General features: G+C 72.9%; 22 protein-coding genes and 1 pseudogene. 11 read left to right on the top strand and 12 right to left on the bottom strand.

Annotated features, from left to right (window positions below):
• Positions 1-16: 16 nt before the first annotated feature.
• The 7 genes from ACZ6QQ_RS26135 to ACZ6QQ_RS26105 form a co-directional block, all read right to left on the bottom strand.
• A complete protein-coding gene (locus ACZ6QQ_RS26135) occupies positions 17-1,969 on the bottom strand; it encodes a TOMM precursor leader peptide-binding protein (RefSeq protein ID WP_465879813.1) in 1,953 nt (650 codons plus the stop codon).
• The gene (locus tag ACZ6QQ_RS26130; RefSeq protein WP_465879812.1) at positions 1,966-3,768 is read right to left on the bottom strand and encodes a roadblock/LC7 domain-containing protein; all 1,803 of its coding nucleotides are present in this window, start codon (positions 3,766-3,768) and stop codon (positions 1,966-1,968) included. The genes ACZ6QQ_RS26135 and ACZ6QQ_RS26130 overlap by 4 nt, the downstream gene beginning before the upstream one ends.
• Positions 3,765-5,003, bottom strand: a complete 1,239-nt coding sequence (locus ACZ6QQ_RS26125; RefSeq protein WP_465879810.1) for a lantibiotic dehydratase C-terminal domain-containing protein — start codon at positions 5,001-5,003, stop codon at positions 3,765-3,767. The genes ACZ6QQ_RS26130 and ACZ6QQ_RS26125 overlap by 4 nt, the downstream gene beginning before the upstream one ends.
• Positions 5,000-7,687, bottom strand: a complete 2,688-nt coding sequence (locus ACZ6QQ_RS26120; RefSeq protein WP_465879809.1) for a lantibiotic dehydratase — start codon at positions 7,685-7,687, stop codon at positions 5,000-5,002. Before ACZ6QQ_RS26120 ends, ACZ6QQ_RS26125 begins: the two co-directional genes overlap by 4 nt.
• Complete coding sequence (locus tag ACZ6QQ_RS26115) at positions 7,684-8,439, bottom strand: ABC transporter permease (protein WP_465879808.1); 756 nt, start codon at positions 8,437-8,439, stop codon at positions 7,684-7,686. The genes ACZ6QQ_RS26120 and ACZ6QQ_RS26115 overlap by 4 nt, the downstream gene beginning before the upstream one ends.
• 1 nt (position 8,440) lies before the next feature.
• Complete coding sequence (locus ACZ6QQ_RS26110; protein WP_465879807.1) at positions 8,441-9,343, bottom strand: ABC transporter ATP-binding protein; 903 nt, start codon at positions 9,341-9,343, stop codon at positions 8,441-8,443.
• A gap of 86 nt (positions 9,344-9,429) precedes the next feature.
• A complete protein-coding gene (locus tag ACZ6QQ_RS26105; protein ID WP_465879806.1) occupies positions 9,430-9,624 on the bottom strand; it encodes a thiazolylpeptide-type bacteriocin in 195 nt (64 codons plus the stop codon).
• 446 nt (positions 9,625-10,070) lie between these two features.
• On the opposite strand from ACZ6QQ_RS26105, the gene ACZ6QQ_RS26100 reads away from it, so the two are divergent.
• Together ACZ6QQ_RS26100 and ACZ6QQ_RS26095 are read left to right on the top strand one after the other, a co-directional pair.
• A complete protein-coding gene (locus tag ACZ6QQ_RS26100; RefSeq protein WP_465879804.1) occupies positions 10,071-12,896 on the top strand; it encodes an ATP-binding protein in 2,826 nt (941 codons plus the stop codon).
• Positions 12,897-13,068: 172 nt separating this feature from the next.
• On the top strand, positions 13,069-13,251 hold the full coding sequence (locus ACZ6QQ_RS26095) for a thiazolylpeptide-type bacteriocin (protein WP_465879803.1): 183 nt from the start codon (positions 13,069-13,071) through the stop codon (positions 13,249-13,251).
• Positions 13,252-13,383: 132 nt separating this feature from the next.
• Here ACZ6QQ_RS26095 and ACZ6QQ_RS26090 read toward each other — a convergent pair whose 3' ends face one another.
• Positions 13,384-13,554: a hypothetical protein gene (locus ACZ6QQ_RS26090; protein ID WP_465879802.1), complete on the bottom strand. Its 171-nt coding sequence runs from the start codon at positions 13,552-13,554 to the stop codon at positions 13,384-13,386.
• 314 nt (positions 13,555-13,868) lie between these two features.
• On the opposite strand from ACZ6QQ_RS26090, the gene ACZ6QQ_RS26085 reads away from it, so the two are divergent.
• The 3 genes from ACZ6QQ_RS26085 (at position 13,869) to ACZ6QQ_RS26075 (ending at position 15,137) form a co-directional block, all read left to right on the top strand.
• Positions 13,869-14,381 carry a DinB family protein gene (locus ACZ6QQ_RS26085; protein WP_465879801.1) on the top strand — a complete coding sequence of 171 codons (513 nt, stop codon included), beginning with the start codon at positions 13,869-13,871 and terminating at the stop codon, positions 14,379-14,381.
• A 22-nt stretch (positions 14,382-14,403) separates the two neighbouring features.
• Positions 14,404-14,559, top strand: a complete 156-nt coding sequence (locus ACZ6QQ_RS26080) for a hypothetical protein (RefSeq protein WP_465879800.1) — start codon at positions 14,404-14,406, stop codon at positions 14,557-14,559.
• A 107-nt stretch (positions 14,560-14,666) separates the two neighbouring features.
• Complete coding sequence (locus tag ACZ6QQ_RS26075; RefSeq protein WP_465879799.1) at positions 14,667-15,137, top strand: SRPBCC domain-containing protein; 471 nt, start codon at positions 14,667-14,669, stop codon at positions 15,135-15,137.
• A 21-nt stretch (positions 15,138-15,158) separates the two neighbouring features.
• Here ACZ6QQ_RS26075 and ACZ6QQ_RS26070 read toward each other — a convergent pair whose 3' ends face one another.
• Positions 15,159-15,485 (bottom strand): SRPBCC domain-containing protein, encoded by a 327-nt coding sequence (locus ACZ6QQ_RS26070; RefSeq protein WP_465879798.1) that lies wholly within the window; start codon positions 15,483-15,485, stop codon positions 15,159-15,161.
• On the opposite strand from ACZ6QQ_RS26070, the pseudogene ACZ6QQ_RS26065 reads away from it, so the two are divergent.
• The 6 genes and pseudogenes from ACZ6QQ_RS26065 to ACZ6QQ_RS26040 all read left to right on the top strand — a co-directional run.
• Positions 15,484-16,017, top strand: a pseudogene (locus ACZ6QQ_RS26065) (hypothetical protein); the annotation flags it as partial. The gene ACZ6QQ_RS26070 and the pseudogene ACZ6QQ_RS26065 overlap by 2 nt on opposite strands.
• 5 nt (positions 16,018-16,022) lie before the next feature.
• Positions 16,023-17,288, top strand: a complete 1,266-nt coding sequence (locus ACZ6QQ_RS26060) for an NAD-binding protein (protein ID WP_465879797.1) — start codon at positions 16,023-16,025, stop codon at positions 17,286-17,288.
• Positions 17,285-18,709 (top strand): Nramp family divalent metal transporter, encoded by a 1,425-nt coding sequence (locus tag ACZ6QQ_RS26055; protein ID WP_465879796.1) that lies wholly within the window; start codon positions 17,285-17,287, stop codon positions 18,707-18,709. The genes ACZ6QQ_RS26060 and ACZ6QQ_RS26055 overlap by 4 nt, the downstream gene beginning before the upstream one ends.
• 145 nt (positions 18,710-18,854) lie before the next feature.
• Positions 18,855-19,034: a hypothetical protein gene (locus tag ACZ6QQ_RS26050; RefSeq protein WP_465879795.1), complete on the top strand. Its 180-nt coding sequence runs from the start codon at positions 18,855-18,857 to the stop codon at positions 19,032-19,034.
• 107 nt (positions 19,035-19,141) lie between these two features.
• Complete coding sequence (locus ACZ6QQ_RS26045) at positions 19,142-20,911, top strand: thiamine pyrophosphate-dependent enzyme (protein ID WP_465879794.1); 1,770 nt, start codon at positions 19,142-19,144, stop codon at positions 20,909-20,911.
• Positions 20,908-21,930, top strand: a complete 1,023-nt coding sequence (locus ACZ6QQ_RS26040) for an SDR family oxidoreductase (protein WP_465879792.1) — start codon at positions 20,908-20,910, stop codon at positions 21,928-21,930. Before ACZ6QQ_RS26045 ends, ACZ6QQ_RS26040 begins: the two co-directional genes overlap by 4 nt.
• 60 nt (positions 21,931-21,990) lie before the next feature.
• Here ACZ6QQ_RS26040 and ACZ6QQ_RS26035 read toward each other — a convergent pair whose 3' ends face one another.
• From ACZ6QQ_RS26035 to ACZ6QQ_RS26025, 3 genes are read right to left on the bottom strand one after another with little or no spacing between them, the layout of a single operon-like run.
• A complete protein-coding gene (locus ACZ6QQ_RS26035; RefSeq protein WP_465879790.1) occupies positions 21,991-22,962 on the bottom strand; it encodes an NAD(P)-dependent alcohol dehydrogenase in 972 nt (323 codons plus the stop codon).
• Entirely contained in the window at positions 22,959-23,195 is a 237-nt protein-coding gene (locus ACZ6QQ_RS26030; protein ID WP_465879788.1) for a helix-turn-helix transcriptional regulator, read from the bottom strand. The genes ACZ6QQ_RS26035 and ACZ6QQ_RS26030 overlap by 4 nt, the downstream gene beginning before the upstream one ends.
• The gene (locus ACZ6QQ_RS26025; RefSeq protein WP_465879786.1) at positions 23,189-23,617 is read right to left on the bottom strand and encodes a hypothetical protein; all 429 of its coding nucleotides are present in this window, start codon (positions 23,615-23,617) and stop codon (positions 23,189-23,191) included. Before ACZ6QQ_RS26025 ends, ACZ6QQ_RS26030 begins: the two co-directional genes overlap by 7 nt.
• Positions 23,618-23,922 lie beyond the last annotated feature (305 nt).

The raw sequence follows: 23,922 nt of genomic DNA, 5'->3' as shown, positions 1-23,922 counted from the left end.
TCACCGGAACGGGTGCTCACGGGAACGGGTGCGGATGCAGGGGCAGCGTGTCGTACCGCAGGGGCGCCGGCACCCGACCGAGCCGGTACGGCACCTCCAGCAGCCTCGGCAGCCCCAGGGTCCGGTGGTTGACCTGTCCGAAGGTCATCGGCAGGGTGCCGGGAACGATGACCTTCGCCGCGTACAGGCCGAGCCGGGCGGCGATCGCCGGATCGGTCTGGTCCACCGCGACGACCTCCAGGCCGAGGTCACCGAGGCGCCCGACGGTGTCGTCGAGCACCCACCCGAGGTCGGGCGCGGGTGCCGGCAGACCGGGCCAGACGTCCCGCCAGTCGGCCGGGTCGTCGCCGTGCTCGAACAGGAACGCGTACCGGGAAGCCGCCTCCGGCAGCGTGTTCAGCCCGACGTGGTCGTCCAGGGTGTGCACCAGTTCGGGGCGGTCCAGCATCGGCCGGAGCCGGTCGCGGTCCAGGTGGCCGGGGCGGGACCGGGCCAGCTCCGGCGCCATCATCGTGTTGACGATCGCCTCGGCGGCGGCCGACCGCATCGCGGCCCGTGGGTTCGGGTGCGCCCCGGCGGCGAAGAACGCCAGCGGGGCCCGTTCGTCGTCACCCCGGTACCGGGTCATCCCGAGCACGGCCGGGATACCGAGGTCGTTGGTGGCGTCGAACAGCAGCAGGTCGTACCCGATCCGTTCCAGGTCGTCGACCAGGTGCGGGAGCACCGGATCGTCCTGTGGGAGGCTGATCCGGCGCAGCGGGGTGCGGGCGTACCAGGCCATCAGGAACGCGTCGCGTTCGGCGACCTCGAACAGTCCGTAGAGGATCGCCTCGGTGAGGCTGTTGCCGAGCCCGCAGCCGTTGGAGCTCTCGTAGAGGAACTGCGGGCCGAGCCCGCGCGTCAGGCCCCAGTAGGCCACGTGTTCGGGGACCGCCACCGGCCGCTCGTGCCGCAGCGACCAGCCGTACACCCAGCGGACCCGCAGATCCGGGTGGTAGGCGGAGAGGTGGAACGCCGGGTGGTCGTGGTAGCGCGGGTCGTGCGGGCCGAGCCGGACCGGGTCGAGCGCCACCTCCGGGCCGAGGTCGGCGAAGGACGCCTCGACCACCGTACGGCGCCGGTGCGGGCGCATCCCGGTGAGCCGCTCGACCGCCTCGAAGAGGGCCACCTGTTCGGCCTCGGGATAGGTGGCGGCGCGGCCGTAGCCGCCCTCGCGTACCGCGCTCTCCCCGACCAGTTCGGCGGTGACCAGTGGCAGCGGCAGGCGCTCGGCCCGGAACACGTGCGCGACCGGACCGTAGCGCCAGTCGAACAGCGCATCCCGCAGCCCCTGCCGGTCGGTGTTCGGGTTCGCGGCCCGCAGCGACTCCGGATGCTCCGTCGGCCGGTACGCGGTCAGCCCCTCGACCGGCTCCGGTGCGTCGTCGCGGGCGGGGGCGCAGACCGGGCAGCCGCCACCACGCGGGCGTACGGCGTGGGTGCTGACGGTTCCCCGGTCGGCCCGTACGGCGACCACGGTCGCGTCGTACGGCTCGGGTTCGGCCAGCATCGCCGCCACCACCTCGGCCAGTACGGGGCCGACCGTCGGCACCGGCACACCGCCGAGGCGCAGCCCGGACACGGTGTGCGGGACCTTCGATCCCATGCTGGTCAGCCGGGCCGACTCCGCGCAGCCGAGGCAGGCGGTGGCGCCGGGACGCAGCAGTGGTCCGATCAGGACCAGCCCGCCGTCGAGGCAGACCGGCAGCCACCGGGCGCCGGTGTCCCAGGCCCGTCGGGAGAGTGCGGCGGCGGTTTCGGGGCTCCACTGTGGCATCGCGACCACGGCGGTGCCGCCGTCGGCGAGCAGGGCCGCCGGGATGTCGTACACCGGGTGTCCGGCGTCGGCGAGCAGTGCGGCCAGTCCGGACCCGGCGTCGCGGGTGTCGGTCGGCCGCTCCCCGCCGACCAGGGTCTGCTGTGCGGTCACGCCGGCACCTCCACGGCCTCGGTCGGGACGACCATGTCGGCCGGGTCGACGGCATCCGGCCGGGGGACGGGGTCCGATGGCACCGGGACCAGCGCGAAACCGGCGCGGAGCAGTGCGCCCCCGATCTCCGGTGCGTCGGTCGGCAGCGGACCGCGACGGTCCCCGGCCAGCGGCGCCGGAATCAACCGACGCAGCGCGTCCTGTAGCTCGTCCTCGGCCTCGGTGAGCCCGACCGGCCACTGCCAGTTCGGGCCGGCCCAGCCACCGGAGTCCGACTCCGCCGGCCGCCAACCGGGCGACGCCCCGACGAGCGTGATGCCGCCGATCGGGACCTCGACCCCGGCGGCCCGTGCCTGGGCGACACCGGTCGCGGCGAGCGCGGCGAGCCCGACCGCGTCCGCCGCCGTGCTTTCCACCGCCCAGCCCAGTACGGTGCCGTCGGCGACGATCGCGGCGTGCACGACGGCCGGGGCGAGCCGGCGGACCCGGACCCCGGCGGGGCAGCCGAAGCGCAGGGTCAGCGCCTTCCACCAGCGGCGGGCGGCCGGCGAGGTCGACCATTCCGCTTCCGGTACCGGGCTGCCGGGCAACGATTCGCGGTGGGCGTTGACGGCGTGCCGCAGTCCGGCGCCGGTGGCGTGCCGGTTGTCGGCACCGACGATCGCCGCCCCGCCGAGCAGGCGTGCCGCCGCCCGCAGTCCGGCGTCCAGGCGTGCGGCGTCGGCGGTGACACCGACGCCGAGCACCCCGCCGCTGGTCGCCAGGGCCGCCGGCACCTGCGGCAGCTCCGCCGGGCCGGGCGGTGCCAGCAGTCCCAGTTCGGGATCGGCCAGCACGTCGAGCCGGTGCAACGCGGTCACCAGGTCCACCGGTCCGCCGGTGTCGTCCGCCATCGGGCCGTCGTGGCCGAGCCACGGGTGGTACGTCGCCCGCAGCGGATCGATCCGGGCGACCAGTACGGCCGGATGCGCGTCCCGAACCGGCTCGTCCGGCGTGTCGTCGACCATCGTCGTCTCCCGCGCCGGATCGGGTAGTCCGCCCACCGCGCAGACCAGGCGGTGTACCGCCGCCGCGCCGACCAGGGCGGCCAGCGGTCCGGGCGGGTCCGGCACCGGCACCGCGCGCAGCCGAACGCCGAGCGCGACCAGGTCGGACCCGAGTCGGGTCGGGGGAGCGACCGGGGTCACGAAGGCGACCTCGGCGGCGCAGCGGGCCCCGATCGCGGTCACCACCGCACCGGTCGAACGGTCGTGGGCGAGCAGCAGCACGTCACCCTCGGTGGGCGCCGGGCTTGCGTGCTCCGGATCCGGTGGCCGGCCGTCCCGCGACGGGTCGACGGGTGTCGGGTCGGTCATCCGTACCCCGGTCCGCCGCAACGCCCGCCGGGCGGCGTCGGCCACCGGCCCGGTGCCGGCGACGTCGACCGTCACCTCCCGCAGCCGGGACCAGGCTGCCGCCGGGTTGGCGGCTACAGCCTCCAGCCAGCCGGCCACGTCGGCCGGCGGGAGCCCGGGTACGTCCGGCCCGGCCCACCCCTGCGGCACCTCGACGAGCAGGTCGTGTGCGCGCAACTGGTCGAGGAAGCCGTCGATCGCCCGACGCACCTCCGGTGGGAGCCCGGCCGGCGCGTCGAGCCCCTCGGCGGGTACGCCGGTCGCCAGTTGCCCGGCCAGCGCCTGCCAGACCCGCCACAGGCCGGCACCGCCCTCGATGGTGAAGCTGGACGCCCAACCCCGCACGTGTACCCCGGTCGGGATCGGGGTGGCGAAAACGGTGGGCCGCAGCCGGTGCACGGTCAAGACCTGACTCCCTCTCCGGTGGTGTCGCCGCCGCTGTTCGTGTCCGGGCCGGTCGGGTCCGGCCGCTCGGCGGCGAGGATGGCGAGGTAGCCGCCGAGCCGCTCCTGCCAGGTGGTGCCGGTCAGCCGCTCGGCGGCCCGACTGACCAGGTACGCGGCCAGGTGCCGCTCGACCGGGGTGACGTCGCAGACGTTGAGCAGCAGGTAGAGCACGTTGGTGGCGAACCGGTAGACGACGAACTCGCGCTGGTGCCGTACCCGACTGAAGTCGATCTGCCGGAGCAACCGGTGGTAGTCGCTGTACGCGGTACGTTTCTCCGGGTCCCAGCGGCGCGCGGTGCCGGCGTCGCCCATCTCGCGGGCCCGCCGCAGGTACCCCGCCCCCGGTACGGGTGGCAGCAGTCCCCGGTCGTAGACCGGTTCGGTGACTGCCCGTGCGGCGCTGGTCCAGGTCAGCCACGCCCGTTCGGCCGGATCGGCACCGTCGCCACCGGCGATCCGGGCCACGGTCGCGGTGACCGAGTCGGCGTGCCGTTCCCACTGGCGCTGGTAGCCGGCGCGCAGGGTGCCCTGCGGGTCGGCGTGCAGCAGGAAGTCCTCCAGGTGGGACAGGAACGACTGGTGGCCGTCGCCGAGGCCGAGCGGGTACCGGCCGGCGTGCGCCGACATCGCCGCGATGGTCAGCCATACCCGGGCGTTGGCGGTGTCGCCGGCCGCGCCGAGCCGGTCCAGGGAGGCGCCGACGGCGGGCAGTCCGAGCTGGAGCAGGGTGGACCGGCACCGCACCGCCTCGGTCGCTTCGAGCAGGTCGAGCAGCCGGTCGTCGTCGCTCTCCTCGACCCGTACGGTGTTGTCGGGGTGGATCGGTGTGTAGGGGCCGGGGACGAGTTCGGACTGCCCGGCCGCCTCGGAGCGGGCCAGTAGCGTCTCCGTCGACACCTTCACAGTGGACGGGTGGACGCTCAGGTGGGCCCGCAGCCGTTCCGCGACCCGGTTCGCGGCCGCGTCGACGGACGCCATCGGCCCGGCGAGCCGTACCCGGACGTGCGGGCCGTGTCGCCAGTGCCGTTCCAGGTGGGCGGTGACGTCCGGGTAAGCCCGGCCGACCTCGCCGATCACCGGCAGTACGGCGTCGCGCAGCAGCGGTGCCTTCACCGGGTCGTGGTAGTAGCAGGCGACGGCGGCGCTGGCGGTCACGATGCCCTCCGCGTTTCCGGTCGTGGCGCTGGCGGTCACGATGCCCTCCGGTAGGTCTCGGTGACGAGTTCGACCACCCGTCCGGTGGGGCTCTGTACGCCGGGAACCGGCAGCGCCTCGGTGAACTGCACCGCCGTGTCGTGCCGGCCGAGCAGCCGGGACAGACAGCGCAGGTGCAGCGCGTTGCCGAGGTCGGTGTACTGCGGTTTCGGCCGGTCGAGGTAGCGGAACAGGTCCTCCGGGCGCCGCAGCGTCGCCCCGTCGGCGGTGAGGAAGACGTGTTCGGGCAGCCCCCAGCGGGCCCGCCCGCGCGCCGCGGCCAGGGCCGGTACGTCCCCGTCGGCGTCCAGTTCGGCCCGCCAACCGGCCACCCGCTCCGGCGGTACGGTCCACGACCGGCGGCTGAGTACCACGTCCCGGTGACGCAGCCGGGGCCGTACGGCCACCGTCTCGTCGACGGTGGCGGGAACGGTCAGGTGGCTCAGGTCGACCACCCCGCAGCCGAGGTCGCCGTAGATCGGGGCGAACCGGTCCGGCATCACGAACGGCACCAGGAAACCGAGGTAGAGCACGTCGACCGGTTCGCCGGTGGGCCGGTGGCGCAGCCGGACCTGGTCGGCCTCGGCGTGGTGCCAGAGTTCGAGGTCGTCGGCGGCGATCCCGGCCCAGCTCGGCTCCTCGGCGACCTCGTCCGGGGTGAGCAGCGGATGCAGGTTGGCGTTGAAGCCGTTGACCGGGCGGAACTGGGCGAGCCGGGAGTCGGGTCCGAAGGTGCGGCGCAACTGGGCGGCGACGGCCCGTCCGGCAGCCGGGTCGAGCAGGTCGAGGAAGCGGCTGGTGAACCGGCCGAATCCGGCGTACACGTGGTTGAGCACGAGCAGGGTGCCGTCGGGCGTACGGGCCGGCTGGACGAAGAAGCTGTACGACGCCGGCCGCCCGTACGCCCACCGGGGCAGGGCGTCGGCCGCCCCGGCGAGCGCGTGTCGGGGCAGGTGCACCTCGGTCGCGGCCGGGTCCGCCGCCGCCCGGATGGCTCGGGTGAGCGCGGCCCGCCCCTGTGCCAGGTGCCGCAGTTCGTCGGTGAGCAGGTGCTCGCGACCACCGCCGGCAGCCGTGCTGCCGTCGACCGCGACCAGGTCGGCGGCCTGCCACACCTCGCTCAGGTCGGTGGTGAAGTCGGTCAGGTCGGTGCAGGTTCCGCCGACACCGAACCGGGCGACGAAGCGGTCCCGGAGCAGCCGGCGGACCAGCAGGTGCTGGTCGAAGAGCTCGACCAGGGCGCCGAGTTCGGGCAGGGTCGCGGCGGCGTGGGCGCCGTGCGTCGACCCGAGCAGCATCCGGCCGCGCCGGCCGACGTCCTCGGTCAGCGGGGACGCCACCGGGCGGGGCACACCGGCCTCGTCGCAGACGGCGTCCCACTGTGCGCTGATCCGGCCCAGGGCGGCCGGTCGTTCGGCTGCCGGCACCTCGGCGAACGCGTCGGCACCGGCCTGTAGTTCGCGCAGCCCGGTGGCGAGCCGGGTGGCGTCGTGCCGGTCCAGCCAGTCGGCGAAGTCGCGTACGGCGGTGCCGTGCTGGGGGTGGAAGGGGGCGACTGGGGCGAGCAGGCCGGCGTCGACCAGGCTGCACACGTAGGCGAGCGCTGCCGGTCCGGTCCGGTCGGGTGGGCCGGGCAGCCGGGTGGCCAGCGCGGTGGCGAGGTCGGTCGGGGTGGCGCCGGTCGCCCCGGCGGCGCGTACGGCCGCGACCACGAAGTCCAGCGAGCGGGTGTGCGGCAGACCCACCTCCTCCTCGCGGAGCGCGGCGAGCCGGTGGGTGCCGGGGACCGGGGTGTCCCGCCGGAACAGCATCCGGCCGTCGAGGATCCGTACGCCGGGGGCGAGCCGGTGCGGCAACCGGTCCCGCCGGGGCGCGGCGGCGAGGACCGCGGCGGTGACCGCCGCCAGCGGGGTCCGGTTCAGCGCGGTGACCGCGACCGGGTCGCCGGCGTCGAGCCGTTCCGGGGCGTCGGGTCCGGCCCAGCCGGCCCACGCGACCTGGGTGAACCAGGACAGCGGGCTGGTCTTGGCGGAGGCCCGCAGGGCGTAGCGCAGCACGGTCGGCTCGGCCTTGCGGGCCCGCCCGTCCGGTTGGCCGGCACGGGCGGCGACCCGGTCGACGCCGCGCAGCAGGTCGGCGCCGACCAGGGTGACCGCGCGCCGCAGTTCGTCGGTGGCGCAGATCCCGGCCAGCGTTGCCCGCTCGGCGGCCAGGGCGTCCGCCGAGGTGTCCGTGACGGTCGCGGTGAGTCGGGCGATCTCGTCCTGCGCCGCCAGCCAGTCACCGAGCACCGGTACGCGTGCCACCAGGTCGTCCAGGGCTGCCCGGGTCGCCGGTCGGGGCGGCCGGCCGTTGTGGATGTCCCGCCGCAGCGGCAGCACCACGGAGCGGTGGAAGAGCGGGTCGTGCCCGGTGGCCGTGTCGTGCAGGGCCGCGCTGAGTCCGGGCGCCATCGCCGCCGTCGCCGTACGCAGCGACACCAGTCCGGTGAGCGCGGCCCGGAACGGTGCCGCCCGCTCCGGTGCCGGCGGGTACGGCACGGCGGCCATCCGGACCAGGGCGTAGGGCGCCAGTTCGACCTCGACGGCGCTGTCCGGGCCGACGGACGAGGTGACGCTGTCCGGGTCGAGTGATGCGGTGAGGCTGTCCGGGGCGACCGGCGCGGTGACGGTGACCGGGGTCATCCGTACCGCACTCCCTCGTCGCGCTGGTAGCCGTGCCGGGCCAGCAGGGCGAACAGCACGGCCCAACCGGCCAGCAGGCCGATCATCCAGGACGGTGAGGTGACCTGGTCGGCCCGGCCGATGACGGTCAGCACGAGGTGCAGGTACTCGTGCGTGGGCAGGTACGGCGTGACGGCCTGGACCGGGCCGGGCAGCATCTCGGCCGGTACCAGCAGCCCGCCGCAGAAGGCCAGGATGAGGAAGACGATGTTGCAGACCATGGCGGCGGCCGACGGCGGCAGCCGGTAGCCGAGCGCCATGCCGAGCAGTCCGAACGGGATCGCGCCGACGACCACGGCGACCAGCCACACGGGCCAGATCGCGGCCGGCAGTCGCAGGTCGGTGGCGAACGAGGCGACCACGATCAGCGGGATCCAGCTGACCACGTTGAACACCAGCACGTAGAGCAGCCGCCCGAGGAACCGGGTCAGTACGGCCACCGGCAGCAGCCGCAGCCGCTGCTCCCACGGGTTCTCCCGGTCGGCGGCCACTCCGGCCGACAGTGAGATGAGCGTGACGTTGAGCGTGGTGAACAGCAGGAACGGGGTGACGACGTACTCGCTGCCCAGGCCCTGGTGGGCGAGTTGGGCGGCGGAGGTGAGGCCGAACAGGAGGAAGAAGAGCATCGGGAAGAGCAGGCCGGGAACCCAGTAGATCGGTACCCGGACCATGTCCCGCAGGTGCGCGCCGGCGTGGAGCAGTACGTATCGCATGTCAGGCCGTCCGAAGTGGTTCGTTGCGGGCTTTGGCGTGTGCGACCGTACGGATCGCCTCTTCGAGGCCGACCCGGTCGACCCGGATGGCGCGGAACGACACGTCGTGCCGGACCAGGGCGCGTACGGTGGCGTCCGGGTCGGCGGTGTAGAGCCGGGTACGGACACCGGCCGGCTCGACCCGGACGGCGTGCTCGGTGACCGCCTCCGGTAGCGGTCCGAGCAGTTCGGCCTCGACCACGTGCAGCCCGACGTCGGAGCAGACCTGCTCGACGGTGCCGAACTGGGCCACCTGACCGCCACTGATCATCACCACGTGGTGGGCGAGGCGTTCCACCTCGGGCATGTTGTGGCTGGTCAGCAGGACGTTACGACCCTCGGCCGCGACCTGTTCGATGGCCGCCCAGAGCAGGTCGCGGCTGTCCGCGTCCAGGCCGGTGGTCGGTTCGTCGAGGAAGACCAGTTCCGGATTGCCGACCAGGGCGGAGGCGAGCACCACCCGGCGGCGTTGCCCGCCGGAGAGGGTGCCGTTACGGCGGCGCCAGATGCCGCCGAGGTCCAGCCGGTCGGCGAGGGTGGCCGGCGGGATCGGGTTCGGGTAGTGCGCGGCGAGCAGGTGCAGGGTCTCGGCCACGGTGAGCCGCCACGGCAGCGCGGTGGCCTGCGGGGACAGGCCCAGCCGGGCCCGTACGGGCAGGCTCGCGGGGTCGCCGCCGAGCACCTCGACCCGGCCGGAGCTGGGCCGGCGCAGCCCGGCGAGGAGGTCGATGGCGGTCGACTTTCCGGCGCCGTTCTCGCCGAGGATCGCGGTGACCCCGCGCGGGATGGCGATCGACACGGCATCGAGCGCGACGATCCGGCCGTAGGTTTTTGTCACGTTGTCGAGGCGTGCGACGACTTCCATTGCTACTCCAGGTGGGTGGGAGGAGGGAGCACCGGAAGGACGCTCCCTCCTCCGGGGGTGGCGCGGCCTGGTTCGCCGCGCCGGGACTAGCTGGCTTCCGGTTGGACGCTTCCGCCGCCGCCGCAGGACGCGCAGCAGGACGAGGACCCGCAGGTCGACGTCGCGCTGCACGAACTGGAGCCCGACGACGCACCGGTCTCGGGCAGCGCCACCGCGTCGCGCATCGACGTCACGGTGATGTCGTCGAGCTGGAGGTCTGCCAGATCAAGCATTTCCATCATGTGTTTTCACCTCCTGGGACTGGCTCCCGCCGGGCGGATGGTCACGGTCGACCGGGGCGCCCGGTGGGGCGAGTGAACTGTCACACCCGGTGGGCCGGACAGCATCCGCGTAATCCCCCATTCGTCGGCGCGGGTCGCGCGGTGTCCGGTGCTCTTTCCCGACCCGTTCCCCGGCCCGCCGCCGCCGACGGCGGTCGCCGCCGGTCGTCGGGGCGGCCGCCGTCGGTCCGCGCCGGTACCGGTGCCGGCGGGGTCGGGCGGGGGCTACCGAACGGCGACGGCCGGTACGTGAGGGACTTTTGGCCATTGTGGACAGAGGTGTTGCGTAGTTTCGCGGATGTTCGGGGCTTGGTTGTACCGGCAGCCTCTCTCGTGTGGATCATGCGCACGGGGTCGAAGAACGGGGAAATGCTGATATGGGGCAATTGGCTGCTGCTGATCGGTTGGTGGGCCGTACGACCGAACGCGTCCTGCTGGAGAAGATCCTCGCCAATCCGCCGCTTCGATCGACCTTCGTGACGGTGGAGGGCGACACCGGCATCGGCAAGAGTCGACTGCTCGCCGACCTGATGGAGTCCGCGGGACGCGGCGGCTGGGCCGTACTGCACGGCCGGGCCAGCCAGTTCGAGGTGGGTCTCCCCTTCGGCCTGCTCTTCGACGCGCTGGCCGGCGACGGCGCACGGCACCGCGGCGGCGGGCGCGGCACCGCCTGCGAGACCCTGGTCCGGCTCGCCCACTCGGTCGGCGCCGCCTGGCGGACCACCGGTACGGACCCCGGCGGCGAGCCGGCGCCACCCCTGCTCGGCATCGAACGCCACCAGCTCTACCGGACCGTACGAGAACTGCTCACCGAGGTCGCCGGGGTGGCCGGTCTGGTCGTCGTCCTCGACGACGTGCACTGGGCCGACGAGGCGTCCGTCGAGCTGCTGGACTATCTCGTACGCCACCCCGCCGACGGACCGGTCGTGTTCGTGCTCGCGTACCGCAGCGGGCAGTGCCCGGTGCGCCTCGCCCTGCAACTCGGCCGGGTCCAGCCGCCACCGGCGCAACTGGTGCTCGGCCCGCTCTCGCCGTCCGAGGTCGACGACTGGCTCCCCGAACTGTCCCCGCACCGCCGCCGGTCGCTGTACGAGGCCAGCTGCGGCAACCCCCTCTACCTCGAGATCCTCGCCACCGGTACGGACGCCGTGGTGCTCGACGCCGGCTGCGCGCCGGCCGTGGTGGACGACCGGGTCGCCACCGCCCTCGACGCGCTGGTCAGCGCCGAGCTGTGCGTGCTGCCGGGTGCGGAACGGATCACCGTGCAGGCCGCCGCCCTCGCCGGGGACGACTGCGATCCGGCCCTGGTCGCCCGCGCCGCCGAGGTGCCGGTGGCGGTGGTGATCACCGCCCTGGACGCGCTGATCCGGCGGGGCATCCTCCGGCAGGCCGACGGCCGGATCATGTTCCGGCACCCGCTGGTACGGGCGGCCGCGTACCAGAGCGCCGGGGCGGCCTGGCGGCTGGCCGCGCACGACCGGGTGGCCCGCCACCTGGCCCAGGAGGGCGCCGGCCCGGTCCGGCAGGCCCAGCACCTGGAACACTGCGCGCGACCCGGCGCCGAGCACGCCGCCGGGGTGTTGGCGGCGGCGGCCGAGGCCACCCTGGACAGCGCGCCCACCACCAGCGTGCGGTGGCTGCGGGCGGCGCTGCGGATCGTCCCCGAACGCCCCGACACCGCCGACCGGCGGGCGTCGCTGCGGCTCACCCTGGCCCGCGCGTTGAGCATCTCCGGCCGGCTGGGCGACAGCCAGCAGATCCTGCACGACCTGATCGGCGAGGCGCCGAGGTACCGATGTCCGGCGACCGAACTGCTGGCCGCGACCGAACGGATGCTGGGCCGGCTCGACGAGGCACGGGCGTTGCTCTCCGGCGAGTTGGCCCGGCTGCGCGACCCGGGCGCCTGCACGGAGGCCACCCTGCGCCTGGAACTGGCGACGACCGAGATCCTGGCCGGTCGGTTCGGCGATGCCGCCGACAACGCCGCCCTCGCTGGTGAGCTGGCCGAACGGGGGGCCCATCACGGGCTGGCCGCCGCCGCGAGCACCCTGCTGGCGCTGGCCTGGCTGCTCGACCGCCGATCCGGGGCCGACGTCGGCGGGCAACTCGCCCGCGCCCAGTGGGCCGTCGACGGGCTCGACGACGGAGGGCTGCGCGGGGCGATCGACCTGGTACCGGCACTGGTCTGGGCGGAGTTGCTGGGGGAGGGGCAGGACGAGGCCGTACGACACCTGGCGCGCGGTTTCCGGGTCGCCCGCCGGTACGGTCGCGGCCACGTCCTGCCCGAGTTGTACCTGGTCCGGTCGGTGCTGCACGGCCGGCTCGGGGATCTGCGGCAGGCGTCTCGCGACGCCGAGGACGCCGAGGAGATCGCCCGCGTGCTCGGCAGCGACGAACTGCGCCGGTTCGCCACGGCGATCCGGGTGCCGTTGCTGCTCTGGCGCGGTGGCCCGGCGGCCGCCGCCGGGCCCCTGGCCGAGCTGCGGGCCAGCGAGCCGCTGCGCTCGCCGTGGTGGCACTCGATGGCCCGGGTCGGGCTCGCCGGTGCCCTGATCGAGACCGGGGAAGCCGAGTCCGCCCTGGCGCTGCTGCTCGACGGCGAGGTGCCGGTGGCGACCGCGGAGGGTCTGTCGCTCGTGGTCCGGGCCCAGGTGCTCCGCGGTGAACTGGGGGCGGCCGAGGAGTACCTGGGTCGGGCCGCCGAGTCGGCCCGGCGCAGCGGCCTGCACGGCGAGGCGTCGGCGGTGGCGCAGGCACGGGCGGAGCTGTCGGCCGAACGGGGCAACGTCGCGGCGGCGGTGGACGCCGCCCGGCTGGCGGCCAACCGGGCCGCACTGGCCAGCCAGCCGCTGCGGGAGGGGCAGGCACTGGTGACCCTGGCCGCGATGCTGCACCGGGCCGGTGACCTGGCGGGCAGCCGGCAAACCCTGGGCGAGGCCAAGCACCGACTGGGCCGGTGCGGGGCGGACTGGCTGGTGGGGCGGGCGACCAACCTGCAACGGCGGTTCGCCGCCGCCCATCCCCGGCCCCGCGAGGACCGGCCGGACCCGCTGTCCGGCCGGGAGCGGGAGGTCGCCGCGATGGTCTCCGAGGGGCTCAGCAACCGGGCGATCGCGTCCCGGTTGTTCCTCAGCACCCGGACCGTGGAGTCGCACGTGGCCCGGATCTTCGTCAAACTCGGGGTTTCGACCCGCGCGGCGGTGGCCCGGCACGTCTCGCTGGCCGACCGCTGAGCCCGGACCCGGTCGGGTGGCGGCTCGGCTCGCGTGTGGTCCGTTCGCCGGGCCCGCTTTCCGGGGCGGGTTGGTGTTCTCCCGGATGCTCCCGGCCGGACGGCACTGCGACCGTGGTCTCCTTCCCACCCCGGCCGGGGCGGGCCTGGCCCGGAAAGGGGCTGACCTCTCGATGGAGATCGACGTCTTCCAACTGGACGACCTCAACCTGGACGACATCACGGTGACCTCGATGCGTGACGCGGTCGCGCTGCCGGAAACCGGCATGTCGTCCCAGGGCGACGGTGCCGCCTGTTCCTGCTGCGGCTCCAGCTCCTGCTGCGTGCCGATCGACACCTTCCAACCGATGATCTAGCAGTGCGCGCGGCGGCCCGGTGGGACCGACTCCGCGCCCGACACGACGGAGCCCTGCCGGTCCGGGTGTGGATTTCGTCCACCCGGCCCGACAGGGCTCCGATTGCCGCTACCGGCTACTGCCGGACTCCCGTCACCAGCTGCCGCTGGCGCCGCCACCGCCGCCGCTGCCGCCACCGAACCCGCCGAAGGCGCCCTCGTTCGCCGAGGCGGGTGCCACGGCCAGCGCGATCGCCGCGGCACCCGCGGCGATCACGACGGCCGCCCGTACGATCTTCCGGCCGGTCTTCGTCTTCCTGCCCATGGTTCCTCCTGTTGTCGCTGCCGGAACCCGCTGATGCCGGTCGGGATCCCGCCCGTTGGCCGTCATCCCGAACCCGCCCCGGATTCCGTTCGCTCCGGATCCGGTCGAGGCGTCGTCGAACGGGCCCGCGACCGTCCCCGCCACTGTGCCGGGCGGGGCGGTCGGCCAGGATCCGGGTGAACACCTAATCGCCACGACCCGGCTACCGCCACCACCCCGCCGCTCTGCCCGTTGATCCGGCAGCCCGGTGCCCGGTCGGACACCCACGGAAAATCCCGCGCGGTACGCCGGCCACGGGGGTAGCGTCCCCGTCCATGTCCCCTCCCCGGATCCGTCCCCCGTTCGTGGCCGACGAACGGACCCAGCTTGTCGGCTGGCTCGACATGCAGCGCGCGATCATTCACTACAAGTGCGAAGGGCTGTCCGAGGCGGACAGTCACCGGTCGGTGCTGCCGACCTCGCCCCTGATGACGGTGGCGGGTCTGGTCTCGCACCTGCGCTGGACCGAGCAGACCTGGTTCGAGGTCCTCTTCCTCGGCCGCCCGGCAGACGGGCCCCAGTTCCGGGAGGAGCCCGAGGACGCCGAGATGAGGGTCGAGGGCATTCCGCTCGGACAACTCCTGGCCGACTACGAGCAGCAGTGCGCCGTCTCGAACGAGATCATCGCGGCTCACCCGCTGGACCAGGTGGGTCGCCACCCGGACTTCCGGTCCGCCGCCGCGAGCCTGCGCTGGATGGTGATCCACATGGTCGAGGAGACCGCCCGCCACGCGGGCCATCTCGACACGATCAGGGAACTGCTCGACGGCGAGACCGGCTACTACTGATCCGGTCCGCCCGCGACGGCGGGTGGGACGCGGCGACGGTCAGCCGGCCACGGCGTGCGGCGCGCGTGATCCGCGCCGGCCGAGCGCGGCCGCCGGCGGCGGGCCGACCTCGGACAGCGGGGGCGGCCTGTTCGTCGAGGCCTACCTGGAGACCTTCAATTTGACGGTCGACGGGTGAACCACGGCGCGTACGCGGTCGAGCAGGTGGGACGCGCAGACGCCCCCCTGCGCCATCGGGCGGAGGTTGTCGTACCCGTGTCAGCGCCGGGGTCTATCTTTTCACCCATGGTATCGACAAGCGTCTCGTGGCGGGTCAGAGCCGCGCGTTCGGCCGTCTACCGGGCACTGCTGGATCCGGGGGCGATCGCGAGGTGGCGGGTTCCCACCGGTATGAGCAGCGTGGTGCATGAGTTCGAGGCCAGCGAAGGTGGTTCGTTCCGGGTCTCGCTCACCTACGACACCTCGGACGGGACGGGCAAGTCGGCGCCGCACACCGACACGTACCACGGGCACTTCCTCCGGCTCGTCCCCGACGAGCAGGTGGTGGAGGTGATCGAGTTCGAGACCGACGACCCGGCACTGCGGGGCGCGATGACCATGACCACCACGCTCGCCGACGCCGACGGCGGCACCGAGGTACGGATCGTGCACGAGGACATTCCCGACGGTGTCTCCGCCGCCGACAACGAGACCGGTACGCGGATGGCGCTGGCGAACCTCGCCCGGCTGGTCGAGGAGGCGGCGGACCCCGCGTAGTCCGTGGGACCCCGGCGGCGGTCAGCCGGCAGTGGTGTCGGTGGTCAGCGCGTCGAAGTACGGCTTCATCGCCGGGTAGTAGTCGTCGAAGACGGGCCGGGCCGATCCCTCCCGGGCGGCCACGAGCAGGTCCAGGTAGTACTCCCAGCCGGGGCCGACCTCGCCGATCCCCTCCTCGGTTTCGAGGTGGTGCACGAGCCTGAGTTCGGTGGCGCCGTCGGCCTCGGAGAGCAGCAGGTCCATCCGCCACGAGCCGGTCTCGTCGACCGTCGCCACGGCCAACCGGTGCGGCGGCTCACACGACTCGATCAGCATCTCGCACCAGGGGGTGTTCTCCTCGTAGGCCATGGCGGCGGACGGGGTCGGCACCCTGATCGGCGCGGCGCTGACCACCCGGCTCACCGCCGGCATCGGAACCGCGCGCGCCCTGATCGTCGCCGGGTTCGTCGCGGTCGTCGGGGCGCTCGTCGTTCCCCTCGGCACCGGTGTGTCGGGCTTCGTCGCCTTCGCCGTCGGCAACGTGGTCTTCTCCGTCGGGGTGGTGGTGCTCAGCGTGGTGACCCGTACCTACCGGCAGATCGCCAGCCCGCCGGAACTGCTGTCCCGGGTGATGGCGACGGTCCGCTTCGTCTCCTGGGGCGCGATCCCGGTCGGCGGGCTCGTCGCCGGGCTCCTCGGTAGTCGGGCCACACTGATGATCTTCGCGGTGGTGGCCGTCGGCATACCGGTGGTCCTGCTGGCCGCACCGATCCGGCGCCTGCGTGACCTCACCGACTTCGAGCAGGACGGGACACCGACGAGTCCGGGTCGAGCGACGTCGTCGGGGTTCGCTGACCCGGTACCGGTGACCGTCGGGTGTTGTGCGGTCGCCGTACGGTGACGGGCGTGCCCGAAGAATGTCACCACCGGCGGTACATCCTCTGCGGGGACGACCACCTCGCGGTCGACCTGGCCGGGAAGCTGCTGGCGGAGCCCGGCGTCGAGGTCACCGTCCTCGTGCCGCCCGACGTCGGGGCGGCGGTTCCCGCCGGTGCCGACCTCCTGGCGACCGCGCGGCTGGACCGGACGACGCTGCACCGCGCCGGGATCGAGCGGGCGGACGTGGTCGTGCTGCTCTCGGCCGGCGCGGCTGCGCGTCAGGCCCTACTGGTACGCGAACTGCACCCCACCGTACGGTTGGTGGTCCGCGCCGAGCCCGACGACGTCGACGGGCTCCCGACGTTGGGCGACTGCACGTTCTTCTCGCCCGTCACCGACACGGCCTCGGCCCACCTGACCGCGCTCGCGCAGGCGTCGCCCCCGCGCCGCGCGGCCCCTGCCCGCCTCCGTCGCCCGCGCACGTCCCGTCGCCTGGTCCGGCAGAAGCTGCGCGCCCGCGCGATCCGGGTCCTCGTGCTGGCGACGGTGACGACGGCGGTCGCCGCGCTGCTGCTCTCCCGGTTGCAGACGCTCAGCCTGGCCGACGCGCTCTACGCGACCCTGCTGCGGGACTTCGGCGACGTCGAGCTTTCCAACAGCACGGCCGTGCAGGTCTACCAGGCGTGCTTCAGTCTGCTCGCCGTGACGGGCAGCGTGATGGCGGGTGTCTACCTCGGCGACGCGGTCCAGCACACGCGCGCGCTGGCGACGGCCGGCATGCCTCCGAAGGGGATCGGCGACCATGTCGTGGTCGTCGGCCTGGGCCGGCTCGGCACCCGACTGGTACGCGCGCTGCACCGGGCCGGCGTCGAGGTGGTCGCCGTCGACGTCTCGCCGACGGCCCGAGGGGTCCGGGTGGCCCGCGAGTCGGACATCCCGGTGATCGTCGATGACGGGAGGTGGCCGGAGACCCTGCGCCTCGCCGGAGTGGACCGGTGTCGGGCCCTGCTGCTCGCGATTCCCGACGACGCCGGTTTCCACGCCGTTCTGTCCGGTCGGGGCATCCGACCGGACCTGCCGATCGTCTGGCGACCCGGCGACGGCGAGACGGCGGCGCTGGTGGCCGGCCGGCTCGCCGTCACGGTCCCGGGGATGCCGCACGACCTCGTCGCGCACCTCACGAACCTGGTCACCACCGGCCGGTTCGGGCCGGGTCCGGACGGGGCCGTCCACAGTGGTTTGGGTGTGGGTGGGGTACGGGTATGGGAGGACCCCGTCCCTGGAGGTCAATGATGACAACCGCCGCCGACCGGTTCCCCACCCGGCACCTGCCCGGAGTGAACGTGCGGGACCTGCCCGAGCCGCCCGCGTCGGCCCGGCGGGTGATCGGGCCGGGGGTGATCGCCGCCGGGGTGGGGCTGGCGTCGGGCGAGTTCATCCTGTTTCCGTACATCGCGTCGCAGGTCGGGCTGGTCTTCCTCTGGGCCGCCGGGGTGGGCATCATCACCCAGTGGTTCCTCAACATGGAGATCGAGCGCTACACGCTCGCCACCGGCGAGACCGCGCTCACCGGCTTCTCCCGGTTCTGGCGCCACTGGGGGCTGGTCTTCGCGGTGATGGTCTACTTCGCGAACCTCTGGCCGGGTTGGGCCTCCAGTTCGGCGACGATGGTGACGTACCTTTTCGGCGGTGACGCCACCTGGATCGCGGTCGGCATGCTGGTGATCATCGGGATGACCCTCACCCTGGCCCCGGTCATCTACACCGCGCTGGAGCGGGTGGAGTTCGTCAAGGTCGGGCTCGTGGTGGTCTTCCTCGCGGTGGCGCTGCTGTTCGCGGTCGACGCGGACGCCTGGCGGGCACTGCCGGAGACGGTCACCGCACCGGAGTTCCCGACCGAGCTGGGGTTCGCGCTGATCCTGTCCGCGCTGGTCTTCGCCGGTGCCGGCGGCGGGCAGAACCTGGTGCAGAGCAACTGGATCCGGGACAAGGGCTTCGGCATGGGCCGGTACGTTCCCCGGCTGGTCAGCCCGGTCACCGGGCGACCGGAGGCGGCACCGGACACGGCCGGTTTCGTGTTCGAACCCACCGAGGAGAACCTGGGCCGGTGGCGGCGCTGGTGGCGGTTGGCCAACCGGGAACAGCTGGTCACCTTCGTCCTGATCTCGTTCGTCACGATCGCGCTGATGTCGATGCTCGCCTACTCGACCGTGTACGGCGTACCGGGGCTCGCGAACAGTGTCTCGTTCCTGAAGGTGGAGGGGGACCGGCTCGGTGCGCTGGTCGGGCCCTGGTTCGGCACCCTGTTCTGGGTGATCGGCGCGATCTCCCTGTTCGCGGCGGCGATGGGCATCGTCGACTACACCAGCCGGCTCGCCGCCGACGTGATCAAGACGTCCTACCTGCCGCGCCGCTCCGAGAGCACGATCTACTTCGTGCTGGTCTGGGGGCTGGTCGGGCTCGGCTGCGCCATCCTGCTCGCCGGCTTCGACCAGCCGCTGCTGTTGCTGGTCATCTCCGCCTGCGTCGGCGGGCTGATGATGTTCATCTACTCGATCCTGCTGCTGGTGCTCAACCGGCGGGTGCTGCCGCCGCAGATCCGGCCCCGGCCGTACCGGGTGGTGGCACTGCTCTGGGCGGTGCTGCTGTTCGGGGTCTTCTCCGCGCTGACCATCTGGCAGCAGGGCGACCGGTTGCTCGACTGGCTGCGCTGACCGCAGCACGGGTACCTGCACGACGCCATGCCGGCCCGTTGGATCGATGCCGGACTGTATGTCCAATATTCCACTTATGGTCAGTTATCGTCGGCATGGGCGAGCGACTTGCGCGCGCGGATCCGGGCCGGGAGGAGACGAGCAGATGACGCACGGGCGTGTCGGCGACGCGGCCACCGGCGCGATCGGTGACGCCGCGGGTGCCGTGATGGATCCGAGGGAGGGTGTCCACCGGCTGAAGGCTGCCGTGAGCGCCCCGGCGCTGTTCACGGCCGTGGCAGCCCTGGTCGTCGGCTACCTGATCGGCCGCCGGGCTCGGCGCTGACCCGGCACCGACCATGGCCGCGCTGACCCGGCACCGGCCACGGGCCGGCGGTGACGCCCGCAGGATGACCGCCACCGGGGTCGCGGGACACAGACGGGGGAGTACTGATGCAGGAGATCGTCGGAGAGGTCCTGGCCCGGCGTTTGGTCGACTGGGGGGTCGACACCGTCTTCGGGCTGCCGGGCGACGGCATCAACGGACTGATGGAGGGCTTCCGCCGGCAGCAGGACCGGGTGCGGTTCGTGCTGGTGCAGCACGAGGAGGCGGCCGCGTTCATGGCCACCGGGTACGCCAAGGCGACCGGCCGGCTCGGGGTGTGCGTGGCAACCTCCGGCCCCGGTGCGATCCACCTGCTCAACGGCCTGTACGACGCGAAGCTCGACCACCAGCCGGTGCTGGCGATCACCGGCATGCAGGAAACCTCGGTGCTCGGTACCCAGTACCAGCAGGAGGTGCAGACGACGCAGCTCTACCAGGACGTCGCCGGCGCCTACAACCTCATGGTCACCAACCCGCAGCAGGTGCCGGGAGTGCTGGACATCGCCATCCGGCACGCCCTGGCCAAGCGGACCGTGGTGCACCTGAGCCTGCCCAACGACATCCAGGTGGCCGGCGCCGCCGATGACCCGTACCGGCACGTCAGTCCGGGGGCGCCACCGAAGAGCAGCCCGGTGCTGTCCCGCCCACCGGTGCCGGCCGCGCACGAGGACCTCGAACGGGCGGTCGAGGTGCTGAACGCGGGACAGAAGGTCGCGATGCTGGTCGGGGCCGGTGCGCTGGACGCGCGCGAGGAGGTGCTGGCCGTCGCCGAGGCGCTCGGCGCCCCGATCGTCAAGACGCTGCCCGGCAAGCAGGTCGTGCCCGACGAGCACCCGCTCACCACCGGCGGCCTCGGTCTGCTCGGCACGAAGCCGAGCGAGGAGCTGATGGAGGAGTGCGACACGCTGCTGATGGTCGGCACCTCGTTCCCGTACGCCAGCTACCTGCCGTCGCCGGGGCAGGCCCGGGTGGTGCAGGTCGACCACGACGCCAGCCAGATCGGGGTACGGCTGCCGGTGGAGGTGGCCGTCAGCGGCGACGCCCGGCTCACACTCAGACAACTGCACCCGCTGCTGCGCCGGCACGACGACCGGTCGTTCCTCGACAAGTACCAGCGGATGCGCGACACCTGGCGGGAGGAGATGCGGTCGTTGCGCGACGGCACCCGCCAGCCGATCGCACCGCAGTACCTGATCGGCTGCGTCGACGAACTCGCCGCCGACGACGCGATCCTCACCTGCGACTCGGGCACCATCGCCACCTGGGCGGCCCGGCACTGGACGATCCGGGGCGGGCGCGAGTTCTACCTCTCCGGCAACCTGGCCTCGATGGCACCGGGACTGCCGTACGCGATCGGGATGCAGTTCGCGTATCCGGGGCGGCAGGTCGTCGCCTACGTCGGTGACGGCGGTTTCGCCATGCTGATGGCGGAGTTCCTCACCGCCGCCCGCTACCAACTGCCGGTGAAGGTGGTGGTGAACAACAACAACGCGTACGGGCAGATCCTCTGGGAGCAGATCATCCTCGGCTACCCCGAGTACTCCGTACGCCACCGGCAGCCGGAGGCCGACTTCGCCGCCTGGGCGACGAGTTGCGGCGGCTACGGCTGCAAGGTCACCGAGCCGGGGCAGGTGTCGTCGGCGATCCGGGAGGCGTTGGCGTACCCGGGGCCGGCGCTGGTCGACTGCCGGGTCAACCCGGACGAGCCGCCGATGCCGGGCAAGGTCCGCTACGAGCAGGCGAAGGAGTTCACCGAGGCGTTCCTGCGGGGTGAGCCGCACAAGGTCTCCACCCTGGCCACCGTCGCCCGGGACAAGTTCAACGAGCTGCGTTCGTGAGTCCGGTCGCGGTCGTCACCGGGGCGAGCGCCGGTGTGGGCCGGGCCACCGCCCGCGAACTGGCCGCCGACGGTACGAAGGTGGCGCTGCTCGCCCGGGGCTCGGTCGGTCTGGCGGCGGCGGTGCGGGAGATCCGGGCGGCCGGCGGTACGGCGCTGCCGATCGAGACCGACATGGCCGACCACGCGCAGGTGGAGGCTGCCGCCGAGCGGGTCACCGCCGAACTGGGCGAGATCGATCTGTGGATCAACGGGGCGTTCACCTCGGTGTTCGCGCCGTTCGTCGAGATCGATCCGGCGGAGTTCCGGCGGGTGACCGAGGTGACCTACCTGGGCTACGTGCACGGTACGCGGGTGGCGCTCGACCGCATGCTGTCCCGTGACCGGGGCACGATCGTACAGGTCGGCTCGGCGCTGGCGTACCGGTCGATTCCGTTGCAGTCCGCGTACTGCGGGGCGAAGCACGCGATCGTGGGTTTCACCGAGTCGCTGCGGTGCGAGCTGCTGCACAGCCGCAGCCGGGTACGGCTGACCATGGTGCACCTGCCGGCGGTCAACACCCCGCAGTTCGACTGGGTGCTGTCCCGGCTGGGTCGGCACCCCCAGCCGGTGCCGCCGATCTACCAGCCCGAGGTGGCGGCGCGGGCGATCGTGCACGCGGCGCGCCGACCGGGCCGGCGGGAGTACTGGGTCGGCGTCTCCACCGTCACCACCATCCTGGCAAACCGGATCGCCCCGGCCCTGCTCGACCGCTACCTCGGCCGCACCGGGTACGACTCCCAGCAGGCGCGGTGGCCCGCCGATCCGCACCGCCCGGAGAACCTGTGGCATCCGGCCGACGGCGTCGGTGGTGTCGACTTCGGCGCGCACGGGTCGTTCGACGGCCGGGCCCACCGCCACAGCCCACAGGCGTGGATGTCTCGGCACCGCCGGTCGTTGACGGCCGGTGCGGTGGCGCTCGTCGGGACAGCGGCGGTGGGTGCGGTCCTGGGTCGAGGTCGACCGTGGGCGGCGGCGTGACGGCGGGCGAAGGTGGACGAGGACCGCGAGACCGAGTGGCGCCGTGACCGCTACGAGTAGTCAGATGACGACGACGACCTTGCCCCGCGTGTGACCGCCCCCGATGTCGCGTACGGCGTCGGGCACCTCCGCCAGCGGGTAGGTCCGGCCGACCACCGGCACGACCTCACCGGCCTCGATGAACTGACGCAACGCGTCGAGGTTCGCCGTGGACTCCACCGACAGCAGCGGCACCAACCGCTGGCCGACGAACGGCGACACCAGCAGCGCTCGGAGCTGGCGGTCGAAGCCCTGCAACAGTTTGCCGGTGCTGGCCTCGCCGCCCACGAGCATCATCGTGCCCCGGTCGGCCAGGGCGCGCCGCAGGTGCGACAGCGGACGGTTGCCGGCGGTGTCGATGATGACGTCGTACCACTGTCCCCGGTCGGCGATGTCCTCGTGGGTGTAGTCGATCACGTGCTCCGCACCGATCGACCGGACCAGGTCGATCTTCGACGTGCTGCACACACCGGTGACGTGTGCCCCGGCCGCCCGGGCGAGTTGCACCGCGTACGACCCGACGCCTCCGCCGGCACCGATGACCAGGACCCGCTGCCCCGCCCGTACGTCAGCGGCGCCCCGGACCGCGGCCAGGGCGGTCTGTCCGGAGATCGGGACGGCCGCGGCCTGCTCGAAGCTGAGATTGGCCGGCTTGGCGGCGAGCTTGCCCTCGGCCGCGACCGCGTACTCGGCGTAGGTGCCCCTGCCGGTGCCGTACACCTCGTCGCCGGGCGCGAACCGGGTGACGCCCGGCCCGACCGCCTCGACCACTCCGGCGAGGTCCATGCCGGGAACGCGGTTGCGGGGGCGGCGCAGCCCGAACATCGGGCGCACCAGGTACGGCAGGCCCGTCATCAGGTGCCACACGCCGGGGTCGACACCGGCCGCCCGCACCCGGACGAGCACTTCGCCGTCGCCGACCCGGGGTACGTCGATCTCCCTCAGTTCGAGCACCTCGGCCGAGCCGTACCTGTCCTGGACGATTGCTCTCATGGCTGCTCCTGTGGCTCGTTCGACGGGTACTGGAAGACATCGACGATCGGTACGCCGAACACCTCGGCGATCTGGAACGCCAGCTCCAGCGACGGTGAGTAGCGGCCCTGCTCGATGGCGATCACGGTCTGCCGGGTGACGCCGACGCGCCGACCCAGCTCGGCCTGGGTCATCTCGTCGTGCGCGAAGCGCAGGGTGCGGATCGAGTTGGTGATCCGGGTCGGTCTCACCACGACTGGAAACCCCGGCGGTAGGCGACGACCTTGGCGACCGCGCCGACCACGGCCGAGAGCACGAAGCACAGGTAGATGACGTTGGCGATCCAGAACGGCGCCCACTCGACCAACGCCATGCCGAGCGCCGCCACCCCGCCGATCACGACGAACGACTGGCCGATGTGTTCGCCGATCCGGTTGATCTCCCGGTCCCGCTGGTCCTTCTCGTTGGCGCCCTCCGGGGCGACGATCGCCGCCGCGATGTTCAGCACGATCCCCGCCGCGATGGCCCCGCCGATGGTCCACAGCAACGGCGCGGCGTAGGCCACCTCGCTCAGCGGTTCACCCCCGGCCCGACCGAGTACGACCACCACGTACGCCGTGTACGCGACGACCGCGACCATCCCCTCGATCCACACGCGTCTTTCCTCGACGGTCACGTCATCCTCCCCATGTAAAAAATCCTTGACACCACCAAGGTAAAGAAACCCCAACATCATGTCAAGAATTCTTTACTTACCTCCGGTGTCGGACAGCCGACCCGGCCGCCCCAGACATCGGGCCTCTTCAACTCTCAGAACCCGAACCCCGCCCGAAATCTCCAGCTCACAACCATTGATCCACAGTAGAAGACAAAGATCGGAACACCATTTGATCGGAGGCCTTGACGCCCACGAAACCGGCCGGCAAAGTCCGAGCGGTACCGACCCGAAGGACTCGGCGGCCTTTCGGTAACCCCCCCTGG

It is taken from the genome of Micromonospora sp. NPDC049529 (assembly GCF_055586685.1).
Note: the sequence above shows the minus strand (reverse complement) of the source record. Positions and strands in the feature narration are given on the sequence as shown.

Bases quoted from the DNA above. Each gene is read 5' to 3' on its own strand.
- ACZ6QQ_RS26120 (WP_465879809.1), bottom strand. From the start codon at position 7,687: ATGACCCCGGTCACCGTCACCGCGCCGGTCGCCCCGGACAGCCTCACC.
- ACZ6QQ_RS26115 (WP_465879808.1), bottom strand. From the start codon at position 8,439: ATGCGATACGTACTGCTCCACGCCGGCGCGCACCTGCGGGACATGGTC.
- ACZ6QQ_RS26110 (WP_465879807.1), bottom strand. From the start codon at position 9,343: ATGGAAGTCGTCGCACGCCTCGACAACGTGACAAAAACCTACGGCCGG.
- ACZ6QQ_RS26105 (WP_465879806.1), bottom strand. From the start codon at position 9,624: ATGATGGAAATGCTTGATCTGGCAGACCTCCAGCTCGACGACATCACC.
- ACZ6QQ_RS26095 (WP_465879803.1), top strand. From the start codon at position 13,069: ATGGAGATCGACGTCTTCCAACTGGACGACCTCAACCTGGACGACATC.
- ACZ6QQ_RS26090 (WP_465879802.1), bottom strand. From the start codon at position 13,554: ATGGGCAGGAAGACGAAGACCGGCCGGAAGATCGTACGGGCGGCCGTC.
- ACZ6QQ_RS26085 (WP_465879801.1), top strand. From the start codon at position 13,869: ATGTCCCCTCCCCGGATCCGTCCCCCGTTCGTGGCCGACGAACGGACC.
- ACZ6QQ_RS26075 (WP_465879799.1), top strand. From the start codon at position 14,667: ATGGTATCGACAAGCGTCTCGTGGCGGGTCAGAGCCGCGCGTTCGGCC.
- ACZ6QQ_RS26070 (WP_465879798.1), bottom strand. From the start codon at position 15,485: ATGGCCTACGAGGAGAACACCCCCTGGTGCGAGATGCTGATCGAGTCG.
- ACZ6QQ_RS26055 (WP_465879796.1), top strand. From the start codon at position 17,285: ATGATGACAACCGCCGCCGACCGGTTCCCCACCCGGCACCTGCCCGGA.
- ACZ6QQ_RS26050 (WP_465879795.1), top strand. From the start codon at position 18,855: ATGACGCACGGGCGTGTCGGCGACGCGGCCACCGGCGCGATCGGTGAC.
- ACZ6QQ_RS26045 (WP_465879794.1), top strand. From the start codon at position 19,142: ATGCAGGAGATCGTCGGAGAGGTCCTGGCCCGGCGTTTGGTCGACTGG.
- ACZ6QQ_RS26035 (WP_465879790.1), bottom strand. From the start codon at position 22,962: ATGAGAGCAATCGTCCAGGACAGGTACGGCTCGGCCGAGGTGCTCGAA.